This window comes from Bacillus oleivorans, assembly GCF_900207585.1.
Taxonomy (GTDB): domain Bacteria; phylum Bacillota; class Bacilli; order Bacillales; family JC228; genus Bacillus_BF; species Bacillus_BF oleivorans.
The window spans coordinates 115,479-134,568 of the sequence record NZ_OAOP01000010.1; the positions used below are offsets into that span (position 1 = coordinate 115,479).

Genomic DNA, 19,090 nt, shown 5'->3' on the forward strand with positions numbered 1-19,090 from the left:
TTTAACCATTGTTGGAGTTTAATTCGTTTATTTTAGATTTAAAGTCATTGAGTTCCATTTTTTCATTTTGATTTAATTCTTCAAGTTTATTTAGTAATAAATATTTAGCATAATGGTAGATAGCAAAGTCTAAATGATTATTTTGTTCTATTTTTTTAAGTAACGATTTCGGAATGTCTTCTTTTTTTGGCCTGTTTAATGTAACATTTTCCTTTATATAGTTAATGTTGTTCCATCCAAATTGTTTATTCATTAAAAAAACTGATTCATCATAGAGTTCCGTTATTCCGATAAAGGAAAAATACTTATTAATATTTTGTTGAATATATTCAAATGCATTCTTTGGAAGCGGAGGTTTACCGAATAAAATTTTGCTTTGGTGATTACAAAAATCTGGATGGTCTGCAAATTCTTCTAAACTATTAAATCGTAAAGAATCTTTATTTGTGTCATTTGGTCTATAATGATTAAAATAATATTCGGATATAACTCTATCAATTGGATCACGAAGAAATGTAGTATACGTTACAGGCATAGATAAAGTCTGATGAATACCAAAAGAAGTATGCCCATACATACATTTTATATTTTCGTGTAAACGTGATTTAATATACTCATTTTTATTTACTATCGGATCTAAATATATTGGAATTCGTTCAGTCGGAAGATAATTTTTTTCTAAAATTGAAATAAAAGTTGTTCCGCCTGTTTTAGCAATATGAAGATGGATCAATATTTCATTGGAGTTTGTCAAGGATGCATACCCCTTTCATTATTCGAATTTTTTACATTATAAATTCTATCAGCAGATTAACCGGCCAGTTGGGATTTTTTCAAGGAATGAATCCTCTACTTTAATTATATCCTTCATACTGATCCCTAAATTTTTGAAAATGATTTCTGAGGTAAGTTGTCTTTTCATTCCATTTTCAATCATAAAAACATCACCATTAGATCCTTGAAGCAGCTTTTTATTATAGTTTTTGCCAAGTTTATTACCGATCTTTTGACCAGTTAACTTGTAAATAAGATTGGATAATTTCTCAATTGATAACTGTTCGTTTAATGGATAATGATATGAAAGAAATTGTTTGATTTTCCCATTCATTTTATTAAATACAGTAATTTCGGCAGTTAGTTGATTAATAAGATTTGAAAGTATAATCGGGTCCTGTTGAACAAAACCATCCATTAAATCCCAGTACTCATATCGAAGGACATCCCAGTTTTTCGATCTTAAAATAAAAACTGGTTTTTCCATTATCATTGCTTCTAACCCAGCTGTGGATCTATCAATGACAACCATGTCGGTATTCGACAAAATATCGTAAAATGTTAAGGACTGATCTGTAATAACTTTGACACTTGGGTATTTGGAATAAATTCGATCAATGAATCCCTGTATCGTTCCAAATGCGATCTCATGAGGGTGAGGTTTAATCATTATTTGAATGAAGGGATTTTGTGATAGCTGGCTAATAAAATGATCCAAAACAGATTCAGTTATATCCGGTTGTGTCGCTATTAAAAGTGTTCTTTTTTGGGGATTTAGTCCCAACTTTTGTTGAAAAACACTCTTTGGCATAAAGGTTTTTGTTAAAATACTGTCAAACCTTGGGTGACCTATAATTTCTATACGATTTTCTGTTACGCCTCTTAGTTTAAAAAATTCCTTTTCATAATTACCATATACACCTTGTACGGTCGTATAGATTGGTACCCATTCACCACCCCAAATTAGGCCATGCTGCAAACCAATGCTAGGGATTCCTTGTGTTTTAGCAATTACTGGAAGAATATTGCATAAATGATCCGATTGATCGCCTTGGGCTCCAACTAGAATGCAAGATATTGGATTTCTTTCAAAGAATCTAATAACCGCATCTAAATATTTAACCGTTTCCGGAATATCATTTAAAAAGTTTTCCTGGAAAGTAGGATCACTGAATACTGGATGGTTATGGAACGAAGACAAAATTTCCTTACATTTTGCTATAAAACTATTAGATAGCTCAGAGGTATCTATACAATAATCAGTAAGACAAAATGTTTTATAATGATTTAGAGAATGGCCCAAAGGATTTTTATAAGAGTAGAGACTTAATACAATTGAATTGGAGGAATCGAAATATTCTAAAAAGTTTTCCCTGGGTAAATAAAGAACAAATTCATAAAGTAAAATTTTCCCCTTTCCTTTACGCTTGGATGAGTTAACTTTTAAAGCGTTTAAATGTCTATCAAAATGGGGCTGAACCTCGGTAGTTTTAAAAATTTTATTTTTCTGATATTCCTCATAGACTTTATTACTTAGCTTATTTATCATGGGTCGGCGGATATATTTGCGAAAATTACATATAAGCGGAAGAGGGATTCCTTTATATTTAATATCATTAAAAACATCAATAAAATCTAAATGAAACGACCTTATATTCCTTAAAAAAATACTATCGTGCACAAAAACTCACCCCATTAAAATAATTAGTTATGCTTCATATCTACTCCATTTTGCAAGCAAATATTTTGTTATGATATCCTTTATTATCACTTGTTGGTTTCTGGCCAAGAATTTAACAGGTTTTTAATTTCTTGTTCCTGGGATTTATGGCATACTAACAATCCTTCTTCTGTTAAGACAATAATGAGGTCTTTTGCTCCTAAAACCATTGCATTTTGCTTTTCTGAAATAATCATACAATTTTCAGAAGATAACACTTGAACATTTCCAATTAGAATATTATGGTTCTGATCTTCTTTTTTAAAGCGTTCGAGTGATCCCCAAGTTCCTAGATCATCCCAGTCAAAAGTTACCGGAATCATATAGACTTCATCTGCTTTTTCAAGAATGGCGTAATCAACTGATATTTTTGGCAGCTTTAAGTAAGCCGTTTTTAAATTATCTTTATTTTTTATAAGCGTATTCCAAATATTTGTTTGGAATTTTTCCATATAATAGGCGATAGTTGAAGGTTTCGATACGAAAATTCCGCTATTCCAAAAAACATTGTTATCATTTATTAGAGTTTCAGCATGATCTAAAAATGGCTTTTCAATAAACTTTTCTACATGTAAAACCTTGTTCTCTATAAAACTTGGATATTTTGTTTTAATATAGCCATAACCTGTTTCGGGCCTGGTAGGGGGAATACCTAAGGTGACAATTGAATGACCGCTATTCGCAATTTTCTCAGCCAATAGCAATGTTTCCATTAGTTCCTGTGAATCAGAGATATATTGATCAGCAGGACTCATGACCAAGACTTCATCTTCATCCTTCTCTAAGCAATGCAAAGCTGTTAATGCCACACAAGGAGCAGTATCTTTTCGTTCAGGCTCTAAAATAATTTGCTCTGAAGGTAATTGCGGCAGCTGTTCCATCAGCAAATCATGATATTCTTCCGTTGTCACAACGTAAATTTTTTCTTTAGAAAGCCATTGGCTATAGCGTTCAAATGTTTCTTGTATCATCGTTTTCTTTGAGTGTAATGGCAGAAATTGCTTTGGCCTATTCTTGACACTCCATGGCCAAAATCGAGTTCCCTGTCCGCCTGCCATGATCATTACCTTCACTTTGAAAGTACCTCCTAATTTTTTAAAACTTGTCTTACTATATATATGTGGACTTAAGGCCGTGTGATAGGACTATTCATCCAGATTTATAAAAGATGGGGGAGAATCTGCTTTTACTAGAGCTTTTGATTAATTTTGGAGAGCCAAAATTGATAGATATCATAAAGAGATTTTTCCAGCGGTATTTTTGGTTGCCAACTTATATGGTTTAATAGCTTCTGATTACTTCCAATTAAAATAGAAACTTCAGAAGGTCTCATTTTAGTTTCATCAGTTACGGTTTCAACTTGTATGTCTGAAAAGGATAGAAGAATATCTAAGATGGTTTGAATGTTAACCCCGATTCCACGGCAAACATTATATATTTCGCCGCTCTTGCCATACATAGCGATTTGATAATAGGCTTCAACTATATCCCTAACATCCGTAAAATCTCTGATTGCTTCTAAATTTCCTATTTTCATTTGATTATTTTCCGTTTTCTTACTATTTATTAAAGCCAATTGATAAGCAAAGTCAGATGTTACAAATCCCAGACTCTGTCCCGGACCAATATGATTAAATGGTCTTAAATGGATTACATTAAGATGATCTGCTTTATAATATTGTTTAACTAACATGCTTACCGCTGCTTTACTAACTCCGTACGGATTGATTGGCTGTAACATTGAATCCTCTGAAATTGGCGTTTGATTACTGCCCAAATACCCATATTCTTCTGAAGAACCGATGGTTATGACTCTTATGTTTGGATCCGCTTTTTTAACAGCTTCCAATAGATTAATAGTTGCCGAGGTGTTAGCTTCTATTACATGTTTTCTTGCTGTCCAGGATTGTTTAACATTACTCATTCCAGCCAGATGAAATATATGGCTGGGTCTGATATTTTTTAACAAGTGAACAATTTCTTGTTCACATAATAAATTAAGACAAAGATAGTTGTTTTCTTTTCTCTGTGATCTGCTCGTTCCAAAAACCATATTAGATTCTTTGAGTAATCGCTTTTCAAGGTATTGTCCAACAAAACCAGAAATACCAGTTATTAACGCTCTCATAAACCTTTCCCTAATCTCTTAAGGTCATTTTCAACCATCATTTGAACGAGCTGTTCAAAGGACACTTCAGGCTGCCATCCTAATTTCTCCTTAGCCTTAGAAGGATCACCTAATAATAGATCCACCTCGGCAGGGCGCATAAACTTTGGATCCTGCACCACGTACTCTTTCCAGTCGAGGCCAACATGCCCAAAAGCGATCTCGACAAACTCTTTGACAGTGTGTGTTTCTCCAGTTGCGATTACATAATCCCCAGGTCTATCTTGCTGCAGCATGAGCCACATGGCTTTTACATAATCTCCGGCAAATCCCCAGTCTCTTTTTGCATCAAAATTACCTAAACGTAATTCATTTTGTAAGCCTAATGCTATTTTTGCCACTGCATCTGTTATTTTTCTTGTTACAAATTCGTGGCCTCTTCTAGGAGATTCATGATTAAATAGGATCCCAGAGCAAGCATACATATCGAAGCTTTCACGATAATTCACTGTTATCCAGTGCCCATAAACTTTTGCGACACCGTAAGGACTTCTTGGATAAAATGGTGTTTTTTCAGATTGTGGTGTTTCTACAACCTTTCCAAACATTTCGCTGCTGGATGCTTGATAAAAACGGGCATCTGGTTTCACTTTTCGAACTGCTTCAAGCATATTGGTTACACCCAGAGCTGTCACTTTTCCTGTAAAAATGGGCTGTAACCATGAATCCGCAACAAATGATTGGGCAGCTAAATTATAAACCTCATCCGGTTGCGAGATTTTAATTGCTTCTATGAGTGATGATAAATCTAATAGATCACCAGAAATGAATTCAATTTGATTTTTGATGTGATCAATATTTTCGTAATTGGGGATAGCCGTTCTTCGTCTTAAGCCAAAAACTTTATATCCTTTATTTAATAAAAGCTCAGCTAAATAGGAACCATCTTGTCCAGTAATGCCTGATATGAAAGCAGTCTTCACGTCTTCACCACCATGAAATATAGGAATCTAATTGATTATGCTCTATATTCATATGAAGATTGAAGGATATCTGTATAGTCTCTTGAACCAGTTTTAGAAAGGTTTTGGACAAATGTAATAACAAAAAAACCTCTTCAATAAGAGGTCTTTCATTACAAATCTATATTCTTAAGTAAAACTGAAACCCGGTGATCGAAGGTATGTGATGATAAAACACGATTTCTAGCATGTTTGGCAATTTGTTTTCGTTCTTCTTCATGGGTGAGATAGTAATGTATCTTATTTAGAAGGTCTTCTATGTTTTGAAAGGGGACTATTTCTTTGTCGATTTCAAAATGAAAAGATAGATCTTCTCTATAGTCGGTAAGCTGGAATGCTTCACAACATGCGATATCAAATGTTCGATTGTTTACACTTCGACCGACTATCCGTTTACTATTCCTATTGTATTTTTCATCAACAGGACGATGGATGTTTAAATTGATTTTTGCTTGATTAAAATAATTAGCCACGATTTCAGGTGGAACTCGGACATTTACGATTGAGAGGTTTTTTCTGCCTTTCCATTTACTTAGATGCTGTGCCCATCCGTTTCCCACTAATAAAATTCGATAATCAGTCTGTTTTAGTAATACTTTCATTAGTTTAATTCGATTGGAATACGGCACTCCAACAAAACAAATATCCACGTCACCCGAACCGGGAACCGCTTTTGGGTAATATAGTTTTGGGTCTGTTCCTAGCGGAAGGTGATAAACGTGTGTAGCCCTGAGTTTTTGGTATTCTTGAATAGCTCCACAGTCAATTGTAAAGATATAGGTAAAATAAGTGCTTAGTGGAAGGGTGAAATCCATGTAATAAGGATCTTCAGTCATCCATATGGCAGACTTTATGTTGGATTGTTTTATATATTCGAGGAGAGGCTTGGAGAGATTGAAACCTCCCATGACTAAAATAAAATCAGGCTTACATAATTGAATCATATGTTTTAATGCTGGCAAATGTTTATGCTCTGAAAAAACTTCACAATGGATCCCTCTTGTTTTCATTGATTGTACGATACTATCCTCAAAACATTTATTGACTCCCAAAAAGCCAGATGTAATAAAGAGTACATTCATTTGTTTCCTCCTTAATGTTTCCTTCTTAACAGATTCTAATAAACTTCAAAATTAATATGATTTATACATTATTCTTGGCATTTTTAAATGTGATAGTTTGAGTTAAGCACAAATAGCACTATTTTTGAACAAGTCCAAAATAAATGCATATTCTATCCATTATGAAAAACACACAACCGCTAAAGGAAAGAAGGGGAATTATGGATATAAAAAATCATTATAAAGATCTTATATTGACAGAGAGCCAAATTATAAATAATCAACACAGGGATGCTGTTGGAGGTCTTTGGGAGGAAATAGGGAAACTGCAATTTGAATTTTTAGTGAAAAATGGATTAAAGCCAGAGCATTCTTTGCTGGATGTTGGTTGCGGGGCATTAAGAGGTGGGATCCATTTTATTAACTATCTTTATACCAAAAACTATTACGGGATAGATATAAATCCATTTTTGATGGATGCTGGAATAAAAGAATTAGAAAAAGCTAGCCTGCTAGAGAAAAAGCCTTATTTATTGGTCAATGGAGATTTTCAATTTGATTTATTTAATCAAAAGTTTGATTTTGCCCTCGCTCAATCGTTATTTACCCACCTCCCTTTAAATCATATCCACCGCTGCTTAATAAACATCAGTAAAGTTTTAAAAGAAGGCGGAAAGTTCTATGCCACTTTTTTTGAAACAGAGAATAAGTTCGCCCTAGATGGGATTATACAAAGTAATGAAATTGTGACTTATTTAGATAGTGATCCTTATCACTATCACTTCTCAGTGTTTACCTATTTAATCGAGGGCTTGCCATTGACCGTACAATATATAGGTGATTGGAAACATCCCCGGAACCAAAAAATGGTGTGTTTTAGTAAATAGGGTATCCAATATTTTCAAAAAATGAGGAGATATCGAAAATAACGTTAGTCATTGATAAAATGGGGGTGCCTATTTTCTCCTTTTTTAATGGATACGCCCTAACAGCATTGCTAGAAGATGAGTATATTATATCGAAATTAATTTTAGAAAAGGAGATGAAAAGGATTGAGTCATAGATGCGGTGATCCACTTTGTGATTTTCTGGGAAGATTCAGAGGTTCTACCGTTAGAATCGTATTAGAAAATGGTACAGAAATCCAAGGTCAACTGTTATTTGTCAGAAATTGTGTAGTTGGTTTATTGGTGCCAGATACGGTTTCGCCATTCACCGGAACAGAGCTGGCTTTAATACGTTGTGAGGATATAAGTGCTGCTTTCATAGATGGAATTGGACCTGGATTTGTATTTGATTTTGATTTTGAAGATGATAATAATGATGATAATAATGATGATAATGACGAATCACCAGAATCATCCTAATAGATAATTAAATAAATTATTTATGGAAAAAGAAATATAACCGAGGGGTATTCTTTTTCCTTTTTTTTTAATTAGAGGAGTTTTCTTCTATGAATATTCTATTAATTTCATCAAGTGGTAAAGGAATATATCCTCATATAGAGAAATCGATCGAGGACGCTTTTTTAGCATTTAATCATACTATCAGCAAAATAGAACCTGTATATAGCCCTGATACGATTGAAACCATTAATCGTTTGAACCCGGAACTTGTCCTATCGATAGTCGGACATAAAATGGACCCTAAATTAATCAAATTCATAAAGAAGAGGGAAATGAACCTTTGTATATGGTTAACGGAAGACCCTTTTTATATGGATTACTCTATGAAAATAATAGAGGATTACGATTTTATATTTACTGTTGATTTAGGAGCATTTGAGTTTTATAAGAAAATGTTTCCTAATAAACACATTTTTCATCTTCCCTTAGGTACTGATCCTTCCATCTATTATCCTGAACCAGCTGATAAACTGTTTGACCTTTGTCTTGTAGGCTATCCGTATCCGGAGCGAATTGACTTAGTTAATCATATTTTGAAAACTACATCTTACTCTATTATTCTAGCTGGTCCATTATGGAAGGGAGTTATCCGGAACATAAACAATCTAAAAAAAATGAATATCATCGGCAAATGGATTGAACCTTCTACTGTCAGAGAGATTTTTAACAGAAGCAAAATTATTCTGAATCCCCATCGTTCGTCTCAATTTGCTAAAAATAAAAACACCTTAAATATTGAAAGTAAAAGTATTAATAATCGTACTTTTGATATAGCGGCTTGCGGCGGGTTTCAACTAATTTCGGATAAACCGGATATTGAACAGCACTTCGACCACCCCTGCGAAATGGTTTCTTTTTCAAATGAAGATAACTGTATAGATTTAATCCATCATTTTATATCTGATGAAAAGAAAAGAAATGATTATAGCCATCATGCACATAGAAGGGTCTTGAATAACCATACCTTTCTTCATAGGATTCAATTTATGATTAATCAAATAAATTTTTACAAATGAAAGACTTTACACATTTTAACAGTAAAAAATTGACAGACGAAAGGCTAAAAGATAGCTGCCTTTCGTCTGTTTTAGAATTGTGAGGTAAAACGAAGCTTTTGGTCTTATTGGCATTCATCACAGCGATTGCTGCTTTGTACAGCTTCTTAACCACAATTGACTTTAAAACCAATCTTCTCATAAATGGTCCAGAGAGGATATCAGTTCTCGACAATATAAAAGTGGGTTTCCCATTAAGTTTAATATGTATGACCATTACCATTTTGATTGCATATATTAAATGGGTATAACACGTACTTGAAAGGAGATCTAAATTTTGCACAAAAGGAATTCCCATAATCATGTGGTATGGCATGAATCCGTTTTAAAAAAAGAAGATAGACAAGCCTTACATGGCCATAAAAGTTTGATGATTTGGTTCACAGGTCTTTCAGGATCAGGAAAGTCTACTGTTGCCAATGCACTCCAATTGAAATTATATCAACAAGGAATCAGTTCTTATTTATTAGATGGTGACAATCTCAGGCACGGAATTAATAAGGATCTCTCGTTTTCAGAAAAAGACCGTAAAGAAAATATAAGAAGAACTGCTGAAATCGGCAAACTCTTTGTAGATGCTGGAATCGTTGTTTTGGCTGCATTAATCTCTCCTTACGAGGAAGATCGAGAATGTGCAAGATTCCTTTTTAACAAAGGAGAATTTATAGAAGTATATGTAGCATGTCCCATTGAAGAATGCCAAAAACGTGACCCAAAAGGTCTTTACAAAAAAGCTATAAATGGAGAAATAAAGGGATTTACAGGTATCGATGATCCGTACGAAGAACCGAAAAACCCGGACATTATTCTTAAAACAAATGAATTTTCTGTTGATAAATGTACAGATAAAATTATTCATTATCTTTTCCAACAGATAAACCTTTTACAAACAGGAAAGGAATGATCAGTTTGTCTTTAAGTACCCCTCATGGCGGAACATTGATTAATCAGATTGATACACATATTGACCTTTCTGCTATTCAATATGAAATTGAAATAGATGCTATGGCTTTATCTGATTTGGAGCTTATTGCTAATGGAGCTTATAGTCCTTTAACTGGTTTTCTTGGACATGAAGACTATGAATCTGTTGTTGCGCGAATGCGATTGAAAAACGATATGGTCTGGAGTATTCCGATTACTCTCCCTGTATCAGAAACGGAAGCTAAACATTTGAAAGTAGGGGAAAAAGTAAAATTAACCTATCAAACCATTGTTTATGGAGTGTTAGATTTACAAGAAATATACGTTCCGGATAAAGACAAGGAAGCTAAAAACGTGTATGGTACAATGGACCCGCTGCATCCTGGTGTGCAAAAGCTTTTTAGCCGGCAGAATGTTTATTTAGCTGGGCCGATTCATTTAATCAGAATCCCCCCAAAGACTAAGGATTTTCTACCATTTTATAAAACACCAGTGGAAACGAGAAACGAATTTAAGAAAAGAAATTGGAACACAGTCGTAGGATTTCAAACCAGAAATCCTGTCCATCGCGCCCATGAATATATTCAAAAAACAGCACTTGAAAATGTCGATGGTTTGTTCTTAAACCCGTTAGTGGGAGAAACAAAGTCTGATGATATTCCGGCTAAGATAAGAATGAAAAGCTACAAAGTTTTACTAGATAACTATTATCCAAAAGAGCGGGTTTTTCTGGCCGTTTTTCCAGCGGCAATGAGGTATGCCGGACCAAGGGAAGCCATTTTCCACGCTATAGTACGGAAAAATTATGGATGTACACATTTTATTGTGGGAAGGGATCATGCAGGAGTTGGCAATTACTATGGAACGTACGACGCACAAAGGATATTTACACAATTTAATTCTGAAGAAATAGGAATTACCATTCTTCCATTTGAGCACAGCTTTTATTGTACAAAGTGTGAGAGTATGGCGTCAGCTAAAACATGCCCGCATTCGAAAGAAGATCACCTTATTTTATCTGGAACCAAGGTAAGAGAAATGTTGCGTAACGGAATTGCACCTCCCTCTGAATTTAGTCGTCCAGAAGTCGTGCAGGTTTTAATAGAAGGGTTAAAGCACGGAAATTAAAGAGTGTTTTCTTGAATAAAATTTATAGGATTCAGGTCTACATGATGAAAAATTGTAGGCTTTTTTTTATCCAATTAATATTTGAAATTATTGAAACATAGTGTTACGATATACTGTAAGTAGAGATACTACATAGTGGAGGGATATGATGCAAAAAACAGAACTGATCAAAGGAAGTACCAGTATTGTTCTTCTTTCATTGTTAAAAGAAAAGGATATGTATGGGTATGAAATTACAGAAAAGGTAAAGGAATTGAGTGCTGGATATTTAAATTACAAAGAAGGCACGTTATATCCCGCTCTTAAGCGGCTTGAGCTAAAAGGTTTAGTTGAAAGCTATTGGGAAAAGTCAAGTGACGGCCCGCGCAGAAAATATTACAGAATTACAAAAGTCGGTTTGAAGGAATTAGGTGAACAAAAACAAGAATGGAATATGTTTCAAAAGGTTATGCATCGGATTGTAGGTGATGGAATTGTCAAAGCATGAAACATTTGAAGAATTTGATGTTTATTTAAAAAAATTGCTAGAGAAATTGCATTTAGATCAAGACGAAAAAATGGAATTAGAAGAAGAATGGAAACAACATTTAATGGACCATTATCAAGCCTTGCTTCAGCAGCAAATGGATAGGGAAGCAGCGATTCAGGCAGCTATTGAGCAATTTGGTGAAATTGCCATGCTTCAAAATGAAATCAATCAGACCTATCCCAATGCAAAGAAAAATCATCTTATTAACACGGCCATCATTGCATGTATATGTTTGATTGCCAGTATTTTGGGACCGATTATATTAATTGGTGCTCGTCCGTATTTTCCTATTGCAGCTGTTATGATGGCATATGTTATTCATTCCTTTATTATTAATAAGCAGAAGAATGTAGTATTTTCATTATTTTGTATTTTGGCAAGCTATATTTGTTTTTGGCAGCTGGCTGCTCAAATAAAGCAGGAATCTTTTAACTTCGAATTTGTTTTAAATCAGTTGTTTTCCTTAGAATGGAGTCGGTTAACAGGCTCAAACGGTTTGTTTGAAATCGTGACCATTCATATGATGTGGTACGTCTTGCTCCTTGTTCAACTGCTATCATCTAAACGATACCAGCCTCTAGGGAAAAGAATTACTCAGGCAAGCTTTCAATACTGGGCTATGATCATAGTGGGGATTTTTCTTGCCAGACTTCAATCTAGTGCTGAAATTGGCGTTATCTTTTTAAACATTTTCATGCTTTATGGTTTCTTGCAGCAAATCATTTCTGTTCAATTTTTATCTATTTGGAAGGAAAAGGTCTTTAGGCTAGTAAACTATAGGGTTAGGAACTAATGGAGGTTTATAAATGAAGGGTTGGAAACAAAGCCTTGTTCCATTTTTATTAGTAATATTAGTTGTTTTTGTTTTATTTGATTTTGGCGATGGAGAAATCGAATATGAATTTGTCAGCTACGAAAACCTGCCGGTGGAATTCCAGCAAAAGTTAAGATTAGGCGGTCCAGGCGGTACCGGCATGTTTTCCTATAATGGCCACACATACGCCTTTATTGGAACCAACTCTGATGAAAAAGTAGAGATTCAATTTGTAGGTGATTCTTCTGACGGAATTGGTCATGAGGTAATATATAAGGTCATGAAACAGGAATCCGCTCATTCAGAAATCATCAAGGGTATGCATGCGAATTTGAATCTTTATATCATTCGGCTTAAAAAAGATGTAGGAACTCCGTTTGGGTTTAGGGAAATTTAATCAGTTTAGTAATTTTATAGTATTTCATCCATTTTTGTTATAAAATTACACACAGGGAACTGTACAAGACGTGGTGTTTCGAGTTTAGCGGACATTGGATCCGTTATTCAGTAAAATCAGGGTTTTTTTTGAATTTAGCGGACACTGGTTCCGTTATTTAGTGAAAGAGCACCTTTTCTTATCAAAATTCATAAATAAAGGATCTCATGTCCTCAAATTCTGTGAATCCTGCTTATTTTTTGAAATAACGGATTCTATGTCCGGTTCAAGACGGAAACATGAATAGATGAAAGTATCTGCAATATTCATATACAAAAATTATTACTAGTAGGAGTATCGTATGGGCTACATAAAAAATCTGCGCAAGCTAGTAGGCAGTCGCCCTCTTATTATGGCTGGCGCCAATGTCTTGCTGTTTGATGAGATGAATAGATTGCTATTACAGCTTCGCAAGGATAATCATTGCTGGGGTCTTACAGGCGGTGGTTTAGAGCCGGGAGAAACACTAGAACAGGTGGCCATTAGGGAGCTTTATGAAGAGACGGGACTGCGAGTAAGAAAGCTTAAGCTATTTGATATTTTTTCGGGGCACGATTTTTATTACCAGTATCCTCACGGAGATGAAGTCTATAATGTTATTGCCTCTTATATATGTACGGATTACGAAGGCACATTAAAGGCGGAAGCATCAGAAGTGTTAGACCTGCAATTTTATGACCTCAATGACCTTCCAACCCAGATCAGTCCTCCCGATCTGCCCATCATTAGAGCTTTTATCAGTCAATATAGGATCATTTGAAATGATTAAAAATATATCTTCAATACATTTTTTACATAAAAGACATTAATCAGTGACTGATGGATAAAAGGGCAACATTTAAGTTGGAGACTTTCAATAACAGGAGGTTGGAAAGTGGGGTATGTGGAAGATTTAAGAAAATTAGTAGGTCATCGGCCTTTAATTTTAGTTGGTTCGGCTGTTGTGCTGGTTGATTCACAAGGAAGAATACTGCTCCAGCAGCGGAAATTTCCTAAAGGAAAATGGGGACTTCCAGGCGGTCTGATGGAATTAGGCGAATCAACAGAGGATGCGGCGCGCCGCGAGGTTTATGAAGAAACAGGTTTAAAAGTTAACGAATTAAAGTTAATAAATGTCTATTCTGGTTCACAGTTGTCAAAAGCAGAAAATGGGGATGAGTTTTATGTCGTAACCATCGCCTACTATTCCGAGAACTTCGAAGGACAGTTACATATAAATCAACAGGAATCGCTCGATCTTCAATTTTTTTATCCACATGAATTCCCGGAATATATGGTTGGCAGTCATCGGGTCATGTTGGATGAGTATTTAGCAAAATACTATAACCAAAAATAGCAGGGGTTTTTATCATGAATGTTCAATTAAAAGTTGTGACACGGGATAATTGGGAAGAGGCTTTACAACTTAAAGTAAGTGAAAAACAGAGTCAATTTGTCCCTTCGGTTGCTGTGTCTCTTGCTAAAGTTTATATCAAACCTGATGGAGAAAATGTAAACTATATCCCATTTGCAATCTATGATTATACGAAAATGGTCGGCTTTATCATGCATGCTTATGAAGAAGAAACCTCCGATATGTATTGGATCAATGGATTTTTGATTGATGAAAAATACCAGGGACAAGGTTATGGTCGAGCTGCTTTAACTGAAATGGTGAAGTGGATTGTAAATGAATTTCCGCATTGTGAAGAAATTCGGTTAACCGTTTATAAAGAAAATCACAATGCACAAGAATTGTATAAAAGTTTTGGGTTTCAGCCAACCGGTGTTATCTATGGAGAAGAAGATGTGTGGCGGTTTACAATAAGAAAATAATGGTGTTTAACATTTTGAAAGGTGTGATCACAATGAAAATGTATGTTGTCAATTCCCAATTAAAAAGAATAAAAAAAGGGGATGCTTGTTAATTAAAAAAGCTCTCCTGTTAAATAGGAGGAACATAATTGTTAAATAAACAAGGCTTTGATTTATTGGCGGGAGATTATGATCGTACAGTTCAATTGAGTGAAGACAGTGATTCTTATCCTTTTGCTGGGTACAAGCAAATTTTAAATGCGGTTTTTAATGAAGTTATGTAGAAACAGGCATCGTCTGTGTTAGATATTGGATTTGGTACCGGTATTTTGACGACCAAGTTATATGAAAATGGCCACCCTATTGTTGGCATAGATTTTTCCGCGAAAATGATTGTAATTGCCAGTCGGAAAATGCCAAAAGCTAATCTTATAGAATACGATTTTTCAAAGGGTTTGCCTGCATCAGTCCAAACCAACTCTTATGATTTTATAATAAGCACTTATGCTTTACACCATTTATCTGATCAAGTTAAAGGGCCGTTTATTCAAGAGCTGCTCCCATTGCTTACAGAAAATGGGAAGATTTTGATTGGCGACATTGCCTTCCAGACAAGAAGTCAGCTTTTGGAATGCAGGGAATTGAACTTGTCCCATTGGGACGAAGATGAAGATTATTTTGTTTTTGACGAATTATATGAATCTATAAATGCCATTTGTAAAGTTGAATTTCAGAGAATCTCACATTGTGGGGGAGTTATCATAATTTCTAAAAAATAAACATAGTAGGGAAGGAATTTAAGATGAGCGCCGTTTGTATAAGTAAAGCGGTGCTCTTATTTTTTTATATGAAGCAAAAAAATAAGATTTTATGTTATATTGGAATCAAATACCAATGAATAAAGGAAGAGGTGAATGAAAGTGTATCAAAGACCTGATACCGATGAGTACAATCAGCACTATTCAAACTACATTCGTTTAATTCCAGATGGAGATATAATCGAGATTCTTAATAATCAGATCGACGATACGATTACTCTTTTACAGGGGCTAAAGGAAGAACAATCCCTTTTTAAGTATGGTCCTGACAAATGGACGATTAAAGAAGTAATTGGTCATATAACAGACACAGAACGGATTATGGGGTACCGGATTCTTTGTATCGCTAGAGGTGAAACAATCTCACTTCCTGGTTATGATGATGTTGCCTATGTTCGGAATGCCCATTTTAATAAAGTTTCAATAACAGAACTGTTAGATCACTTTAAAATTGTTCGTCAATCTACTGCGCAATTAGTCAAAAGTTTGGAATCTAACGATTGGTTAAGAAGGGGAATTGCCAATAACTCTAATGTAAGTGTAAGGGCACTTATTAACTTAGTGGCTGGCCATGAACTTCACCACCGAAAACTGATTAAAGAGAGATATATTGGTTCGGATCAGTACCCTCAATGACAGATGGAAGGGGAAGAGAGATGATTCGGGTTCTAATGGAAAACCTGCTTTCTTTTCTGCTTGCTGCAGTTTTCTTTTTTTGGATGTACACTCAAACTGAATTAATCTATAGAATCGTGACCACACCATTTTTTTATATCGTCAATCTTGCAGGACTGAATCTAAACGGAGTAGATGCCATAGTCACAATAATCCGCGGTTTTATCATATTTTTCGGCTTGATTGCGATTTCTTACTTACTAATGATTAAAATTAATAGCAATATTGTAAATAAGAAATATAGTATGATGGCTTTACTTTCAGGTTTGATTGTCTGTCTGTACATTAATTGGTTTTTGGTATTTGTCTATTAAATCCTTTGAAGGAAAATGAGGTGATGCTATTTTGGTTAATAAATATTTATTGCCAATATTCATTTTCCTCTTTTCTTTATTGATTTCCGGCTGTAGCGGTAATACAGAAGATATCGAAAAGACAGTGATCTCGGTATTTGAAGAACAAGGTTTTGACTTATATGAAGTTGACAGATCATCTGGCCTTTTTGAACATAGAACGGAAGCGTATAAAATATACACCCTTGATAGCGACCATCTTTATTTGGTGTTTAACGATCCGGACCACAAAGATATAATTCAGTCAGCAGTTGCAGAGACTGAATTTGTTTATCCAGTCGTATATGAGTCTTTCGAAGAATACTCTCTAATATTTACACCTGCAAAGGATGAGCCAGATTTGAATCATAGGATTGAAGCGATTTTTACAATTCTATTACAAAAAAATCACAATTCATAAAGGATCTATGCTATAATGAGGGAACAAACCATTTTCTTTACTGCTATAAACGGAACCTGCTCAATTTTAAGAGCGGGTTTTTTTATTTCACGTCAAAAAGTAAGAATAAAAAACAGGCTCTTGAAAAGAGCCTGTTTTTTTTAGCCTAATGTCTTATTAAGCTTTTTGAACGTTAGCAGCTTGTGGTCCACGAGCTCCTTGTTCAACTTCGAAAGTAACTTCTTGACCTTCTTCAAGCGTTTTGAAACCTTCGCCTTGGATAGCTGAAAAGTGAACGAATACGTCGTCTCCGCCATCGCGTTCGATGAATCCGAAACCTTTTTCTGCATTAAACCATTTTACTTTACCTTTTTCCATCGTTGTTGCCTCCTTGTGTGTCTGCCACACATTGTATTACTATTCTTGCTCTAAATAATATCCAGGCGAAAAGCTTTGACGCATTTTTCCTTTATATCCCGAACAAAAATAATTCATAATTAGAATATCAGAAAAAAGAAGAGAAAGCAAGGGGCATTGCCAAGGGCGTACGGATTGTAACGCTTTTTAGTAAGATATCACCAATTTATAAAGAGATGAGCCCATTTAAGCCCATCTCAATCAAAATTACCCATAGTAAGGGTATCCATACGGGTAAGCATAATATGGATAAGGGAAGAAGAAAGGAAAAACAAAAACAATACGTGGGAACCGGCGTCTGCGAAAACGACGGAATCTTCTTCTGCCATAAGGTCCAAAACCGCGGGTTCCAGTCATTCCTTCTACTTCGGCTTCATCCACTTCTTCTGGTACCAGCATGGTTATCCCTTCATCATCATAATCTTCAAGAATTCCTTCCATTTGTGTCCCATCTGACATTTGCCCTATTACATGGAAATTTCTATATTTCCTGCAAACGTCTTCAATATTTCGAAGATCTTCTTGATAAACTGGCTGTTGTGGTTGCATACCATAATATTGATTGTACATGAACATCCCTCCTCTGCAATCATAGGGTATTCATCATACAAGCCGATTGTATCTTGTCTGCAGTCATGAAATGGCAATTAATAGGCATTATTTCCGGTATGTACAGTAAAGAAAAGCGCCTATCTTTTAAATATCAGACTTGTTCATGTAAGTATCTTTAAAATTAAATGGCCTGACCCCAGAATAGCGGAAGTAGGATCAGACCAATTAGAACCTATTCTTCGTCGTTGATTTCTCCATCACCAATTTCATCTTCGCCAGGTTCATCATCACAACCAACGACAGAAGTGGCTAAGATTAAGGAAAGGAAAATAACAAAAATCTTTTTCCACATTAGAAGTATCCCCTTTCATCATATATTGGGTAGTATTTTATAAATTTCCGCAAAGTGGATACTTTTATTCACTAAACAGGAAGAGTACATAAGTTAAGAAAGCAAATAAACGGATTTTAAATTTAAGCAAGGAGTCTCCATCAAAACTTTCTGTATTCAATTCGATATCGAAACTTTTATTCATACATAAACTAGGCTATTATTAAATTAGAAAAATTAACCAAGTTTTGAAAAGAGGCCAACATGCAAAATGATGTATTTGTCCTATTAATTTGGCTATTTCCGATTATATTTGCCATTCACGATTTCGAGGAAATTGTAGTAGTTGAGAAATGGGTGGCGAAAAATAAAGCCGTTATATTGGCTAAGCTGCCAAAGCGAGCAGGGCAGTTTTTTGAACATAACTTTGCGAAGAAAACGCACCAATTCTTAATGATTGTTTTCTTTGAGTTTGTCCTGATATCGATTGCCACTATTTTGGTTCATATTTTTGGATTTAACGGAATTTCAAAATGGTTTTATTTGAGCTTATTTTCGGTTATGTTTTTTCACGCTTTCACCCATATTGGGCAGGCATTATTTTTAAAAAGATATGTGATAGGATTAATCACGTCTATTTTTCTATTAATTCCTTATGGCCTTTACTTTTACTTTGTTTTTATAAATGAAGGATTGATGCGATTCTTAGATATAGGAATCAGCCTTGTCTTAGGAGTAGGGTTGTTTGCCTTGTTTTTTCCTCAATTGCATCAAAGGGTTTCAAAGTTATGA

The 19,090-nt window shown here is 34.8% G+C and carries 25 protein-coding genes; 17 read left to right on the forward strand and 8 right to left on the reverse strand.

What is annotated here, in order from left to right; genetic code table 11:
* Position 1 precedes the first annotated feature (1 nt).
* The 6 genes from CRO56_RS18835 to CRO56_RS18860 all read right to left on the reverse strand — a co-directional run bounded on the left by CRO56_RS18835 (position 2) and on the right by CRO56_RS18860 (position 6,705).
* Positions 2–754: a sulfotransferase family 2 domain-containing protein gene (locus tag CRO56_RS18835; RefSeq protein ID WP_097160166.1), complete on the reverse strand. Its 753-nt coding sequence runs from the start codon at positions 752–754 to the stop codon at positions 2–4.
* A gap of 48 nt (positions 755–802) precedes the next feature.
* On the reverse strand, positions 803–1,975 hold the full coding sequence (locus CRO56_RS18840) for a capsular polysaccharide export protein, LipB/KpsS family (RefSeq protein ID WP_179714356.1): 1,173 nt from the start codon (positions 1,973–1,975) through the stop codon (positions 803–805).
* A gap of 566 nt (positions 1,976–2,541) precedes the next feature.
* Positions 2,542–3,558: a mannose-1-phosphate guanylyltransferase gene (locus CRO56_RS18845; RefSeq protein ID WP_245856005.1), complete on the reverse strand. Its 1,017-nt coding sequence runs from the start codon at positions 3,556–3,558 to the stop codon at positions 2,542–2,544.
* Positions 3,559–3,683: 125 nt separating this feature from the next.
* Complete coding sequence (locus CRO56_RS18850) at positions 3,684–4,622, reverse strand: GDP-mannose 4,6-dehydratase (RefSeq protein ID WP_097160169.1); 939 nt, start codon at positions 4,620–4,622, stop codon at positions 3,684–3,686.
* On the reverse strand, positions 4,619–5,584 hold the full coding sequence (gene gmd, locus CRO56_RS18855) for a GDP-mannose 4,6-dehydratase (RefSeq protein WP_097160170.1): 966 nt from the start codon (positions 5,582–5,584) through the stop codon (positions 4,619–4,621). Before gmd ends, CRO56_RS18850 begins: the two co-directional genes overlap by 4 nt.
* Positions 5,585–5,736: 152 nt before the next feature.
* Positions 5,737–6,705 carry a CgeB family protein gene (locus CRO56_RS18860; protein WP_097160171.1) on the reverse strand — a complete coding sequence of 323 codons (969 nt, stop codon included), beginning with the start codon at positions 6,703–6,705 and terminating at the stop codon, positions 5,737–5,739.
* Positions 6,706–6,905: 200 nt separating this feature from the next.
* Here CRO56_RS18860 and CRO56_RS18865 point away from each other — a divergent pair, with 200 nt between their 5' ends.
* The 16 genes from CRO56_RS18865 to CRO56_RS18940 all read left to right on the forward strand — a co-directional run bounded on the left by CRO56_RS18865 (position 6,906) and on the right by CRO56_RS18940 (position 17,019).
* Complete coding sequence (locus CRO56_RS18865) at positions 6,906–7,571, forward strand: class I SAM-dependent methyltransferase (RefSeq protein ID WP_179714357.1); 666 nt, start codon at positions 6,906–6,908, stop codon at positions 7,569–7,571.
* Positions 7,572–7,736: 165 nt separating this feature from the next.
* Positions 7,737–8,051: a hypothetical protein gene (locus CRO56_RS18870; protein WP_097160173.1), complete on the forward strand. Its 315-nt coding sequence runs from the start codon at positions 7,737–7,739 to the stop codon at positions 8,049–8,051.
* Positions 8,052–8,140: 89 nt separating this feature from the next.
* Positions 8,141–9,109 (forward strand): CgeB family protein, encoded by a 969-nt coding sequence (locus CRO56_RS18875; protein ID WP_097160174.1) that lies wholly within the window; start codon positions 8,141–8,143, stop codon positions 9,107–9,109.
* 316 nt (positions 9,110–9,425) lie between these two features.
* On the forward strand, positions 9,426–10,052 hold the full coding sequence (cysC, locus tag CRO56_RS18885; protein WP_097160176.1) for an adenylyl-sulfate kinase: 627 nt from the start codon (positions 9,426–9,428) through the stop codon (positions 10,050–10,052).
* A gap of 5 nt (positions 10,053–10,057) precedes the next feature.
* Positions 10,058–11,200 carry a sulfate adenylyltransferase gene (sat, locus tag CRO56_RS18890; protein WP_245855985.1) on the forward strand — a complete coding sequence of 381 codons (1,143 nt, stop codon included), beginning with the start codon at positions 10,058–10,060 and terminating at the stop codon, positions 11,198–11,200.
* Positions 11,201–11,348: 148 nt separating this feature from the next.
* Positions 11,349–11,687, forward strand: coding sequence for a PadR family transcriptional regulator (locus CRO56_RS18895; RefSeq protein WP_097160178.1), 339 nt, complete (start codon positions 11,349–11,351; stop codon positions 11,685–11,687).
* Positions 11,674–12,522, forward strand: a complete 849-nt coding sequence (locus tag CRO56_RS18900; RefSeq protein WP_097160179.1) for a permease prefix domain 1-containing protein — start codon at positions 11,674–11,676, stop codon at positions 12,520–12,522. The genes CRO56_RS18895 and CRO56_RS18900 overlap by 14 nt, the downstream gene beginning before the upstream one ends.
* A 13-nt stretch (positions 12,523–12,535) precedes the next feature.
* Entirely contained in the window at positions 12,536–12,940 is a 405-nt protein-coding gene (locus tag CRO56_RS18905; protein WP_097160180.1) for a hypothetical protein, read from the forward strand.
* Positions 12,941–13,280: 340 nt separating this feature from the next.
* Positions 13,281–13,739 carry an NUDIX hydrolase gene (locus CRO56_RS18910; RefSeq protein ID WP_097160181.1) on the forward strand — a complete coding sequence of 153 codons (459 nt, stop codon included), beginning with the start codon at positions 13,281–13,283 and terminating at the stop codon, positions 13,737–13,739.
* A 114-nt stretch (positions 13,740–13,853) separates the two neighbouring features.
* Positions 13,854–14,315: an NUDIX hydrolase gene (locus tag CRO56_RS18915; RefSeq protein WP_097160182.1), complete on the forward strand. Its 462-nt coding sequence runs from the start codon at positions 13,854–13,856 to the stop codon at positions 14,313–14,315.
* A 14-nt stretch (positions 14,316–14,329) separates the two neighbouring features.
* Positions 14,330–14,794 carry a GNAT family N-acetyltransferase gene (locus tag CRO56_RS18920; protein ID WP_097160183.1) on the forward strand — a complete coding sequence of 155 codons (465 nt, stop codon included), beginning with the start codon at positions 14,330–14,332 and terminating at the stop codon, positions 14,792–14,794.
* Positions 14,795–14,922: 128 nt separating this feature from the next.
* The gene (locus CRO56_RS23465) at positions 14,923–15,057 is read left to right on the forward strand and encodes a hypothetical protein (protein WP_281257338.1); all 135 of its coding nucleotides are present in this window, start codon (positions 14,923–14,925) and stop codon (positions 15,055–15,057) included.
* A gap of 15 nt (positions 15,058–15,072) precedes the next feature.
* A complete protein-coding gene (locus CRO56_RS18925; RefSeq protein ID WP_245855987.1) occupies positions 15,073–15,552 on the forward strand; it encodes a class I SAM-dependent methyltransferase in 480 nt (159 codons plus the stop codon).
* 141 nt (positions 15,553–15,693) lie between these two features.
* A complete protein-coding gene (locus CRO56_RS18930; protein ID WP_097160269.1) occupies positions 15,694–16,227 on the forward strand; it encodes a DinB family protein in 534 nt (177 codons plus the stop codon).
* 20 nt (positions 16,228–16,247) lie between these two features.
* Positions 16,248–16,580: a hypothetical protein gene (locus CRO56_RS18935; protein ID WP_097160184.1), complete on the forward strand. Its 333-nt coding sequence runs from the start codon at positions 16,248–16,250 to the stop codon at positions 16,578–16,580.
* A gap of 31 nt (positions 16,581–16,611) precedes the next feature.
* Complete coding sequence (locus tag CRO56_RS18940; protein ID WP_097160185.1) at positions 16,612–17,019, forward strand: hypothetical protein; 408 nt, start codon at positions 16,612–16,614, stop codon at positions 17,017–17,019.
* A gap of 156 nt (positions 17,020–17,175) precedes the next feature.
* On the opposite strand, the gene CRO56_RS18945 is transcribed toward CRO56_RS18940, so the two are convergent.
* A complete protein-coding gene (locus CRO56_RS18945) occupies positions 17,176–17,376 on the reverse strand; it encodes a cold-shock protein (protein WP_097160186.1) in 201 nt (66 codons plus the stop codon).
* A gap of 246 nt (positions 17,377–17,622) precedes the next feature.
* Positions 17,623–17,985: a hypothetical protein gene (locus CRO56_RS18950; protein WP_245855989.1), complete on the reverse strand. Its 363-nt coding sequence runs from the start codon at positions 17,983–17,985 to the stop codon at positions 17,623–17,625.
* 577 nt (positions 17,986–18,562) lie between these two features.
* Here CRO56_RS18950 and CRO56_RS18955 point away from each other — a divergent pair.
* The gene (locus CRO56_RS18955; RefSeq protein ID WP_097160187.1) at positions 18,563–19,090 is read left to right on the forward strand and encodes an HXXEE domain-containing protein; all 528 of its coding nucleotides are present in this window, start codon (positions 18,563–18,565) and stop codon (positions 19,088–19,090) included.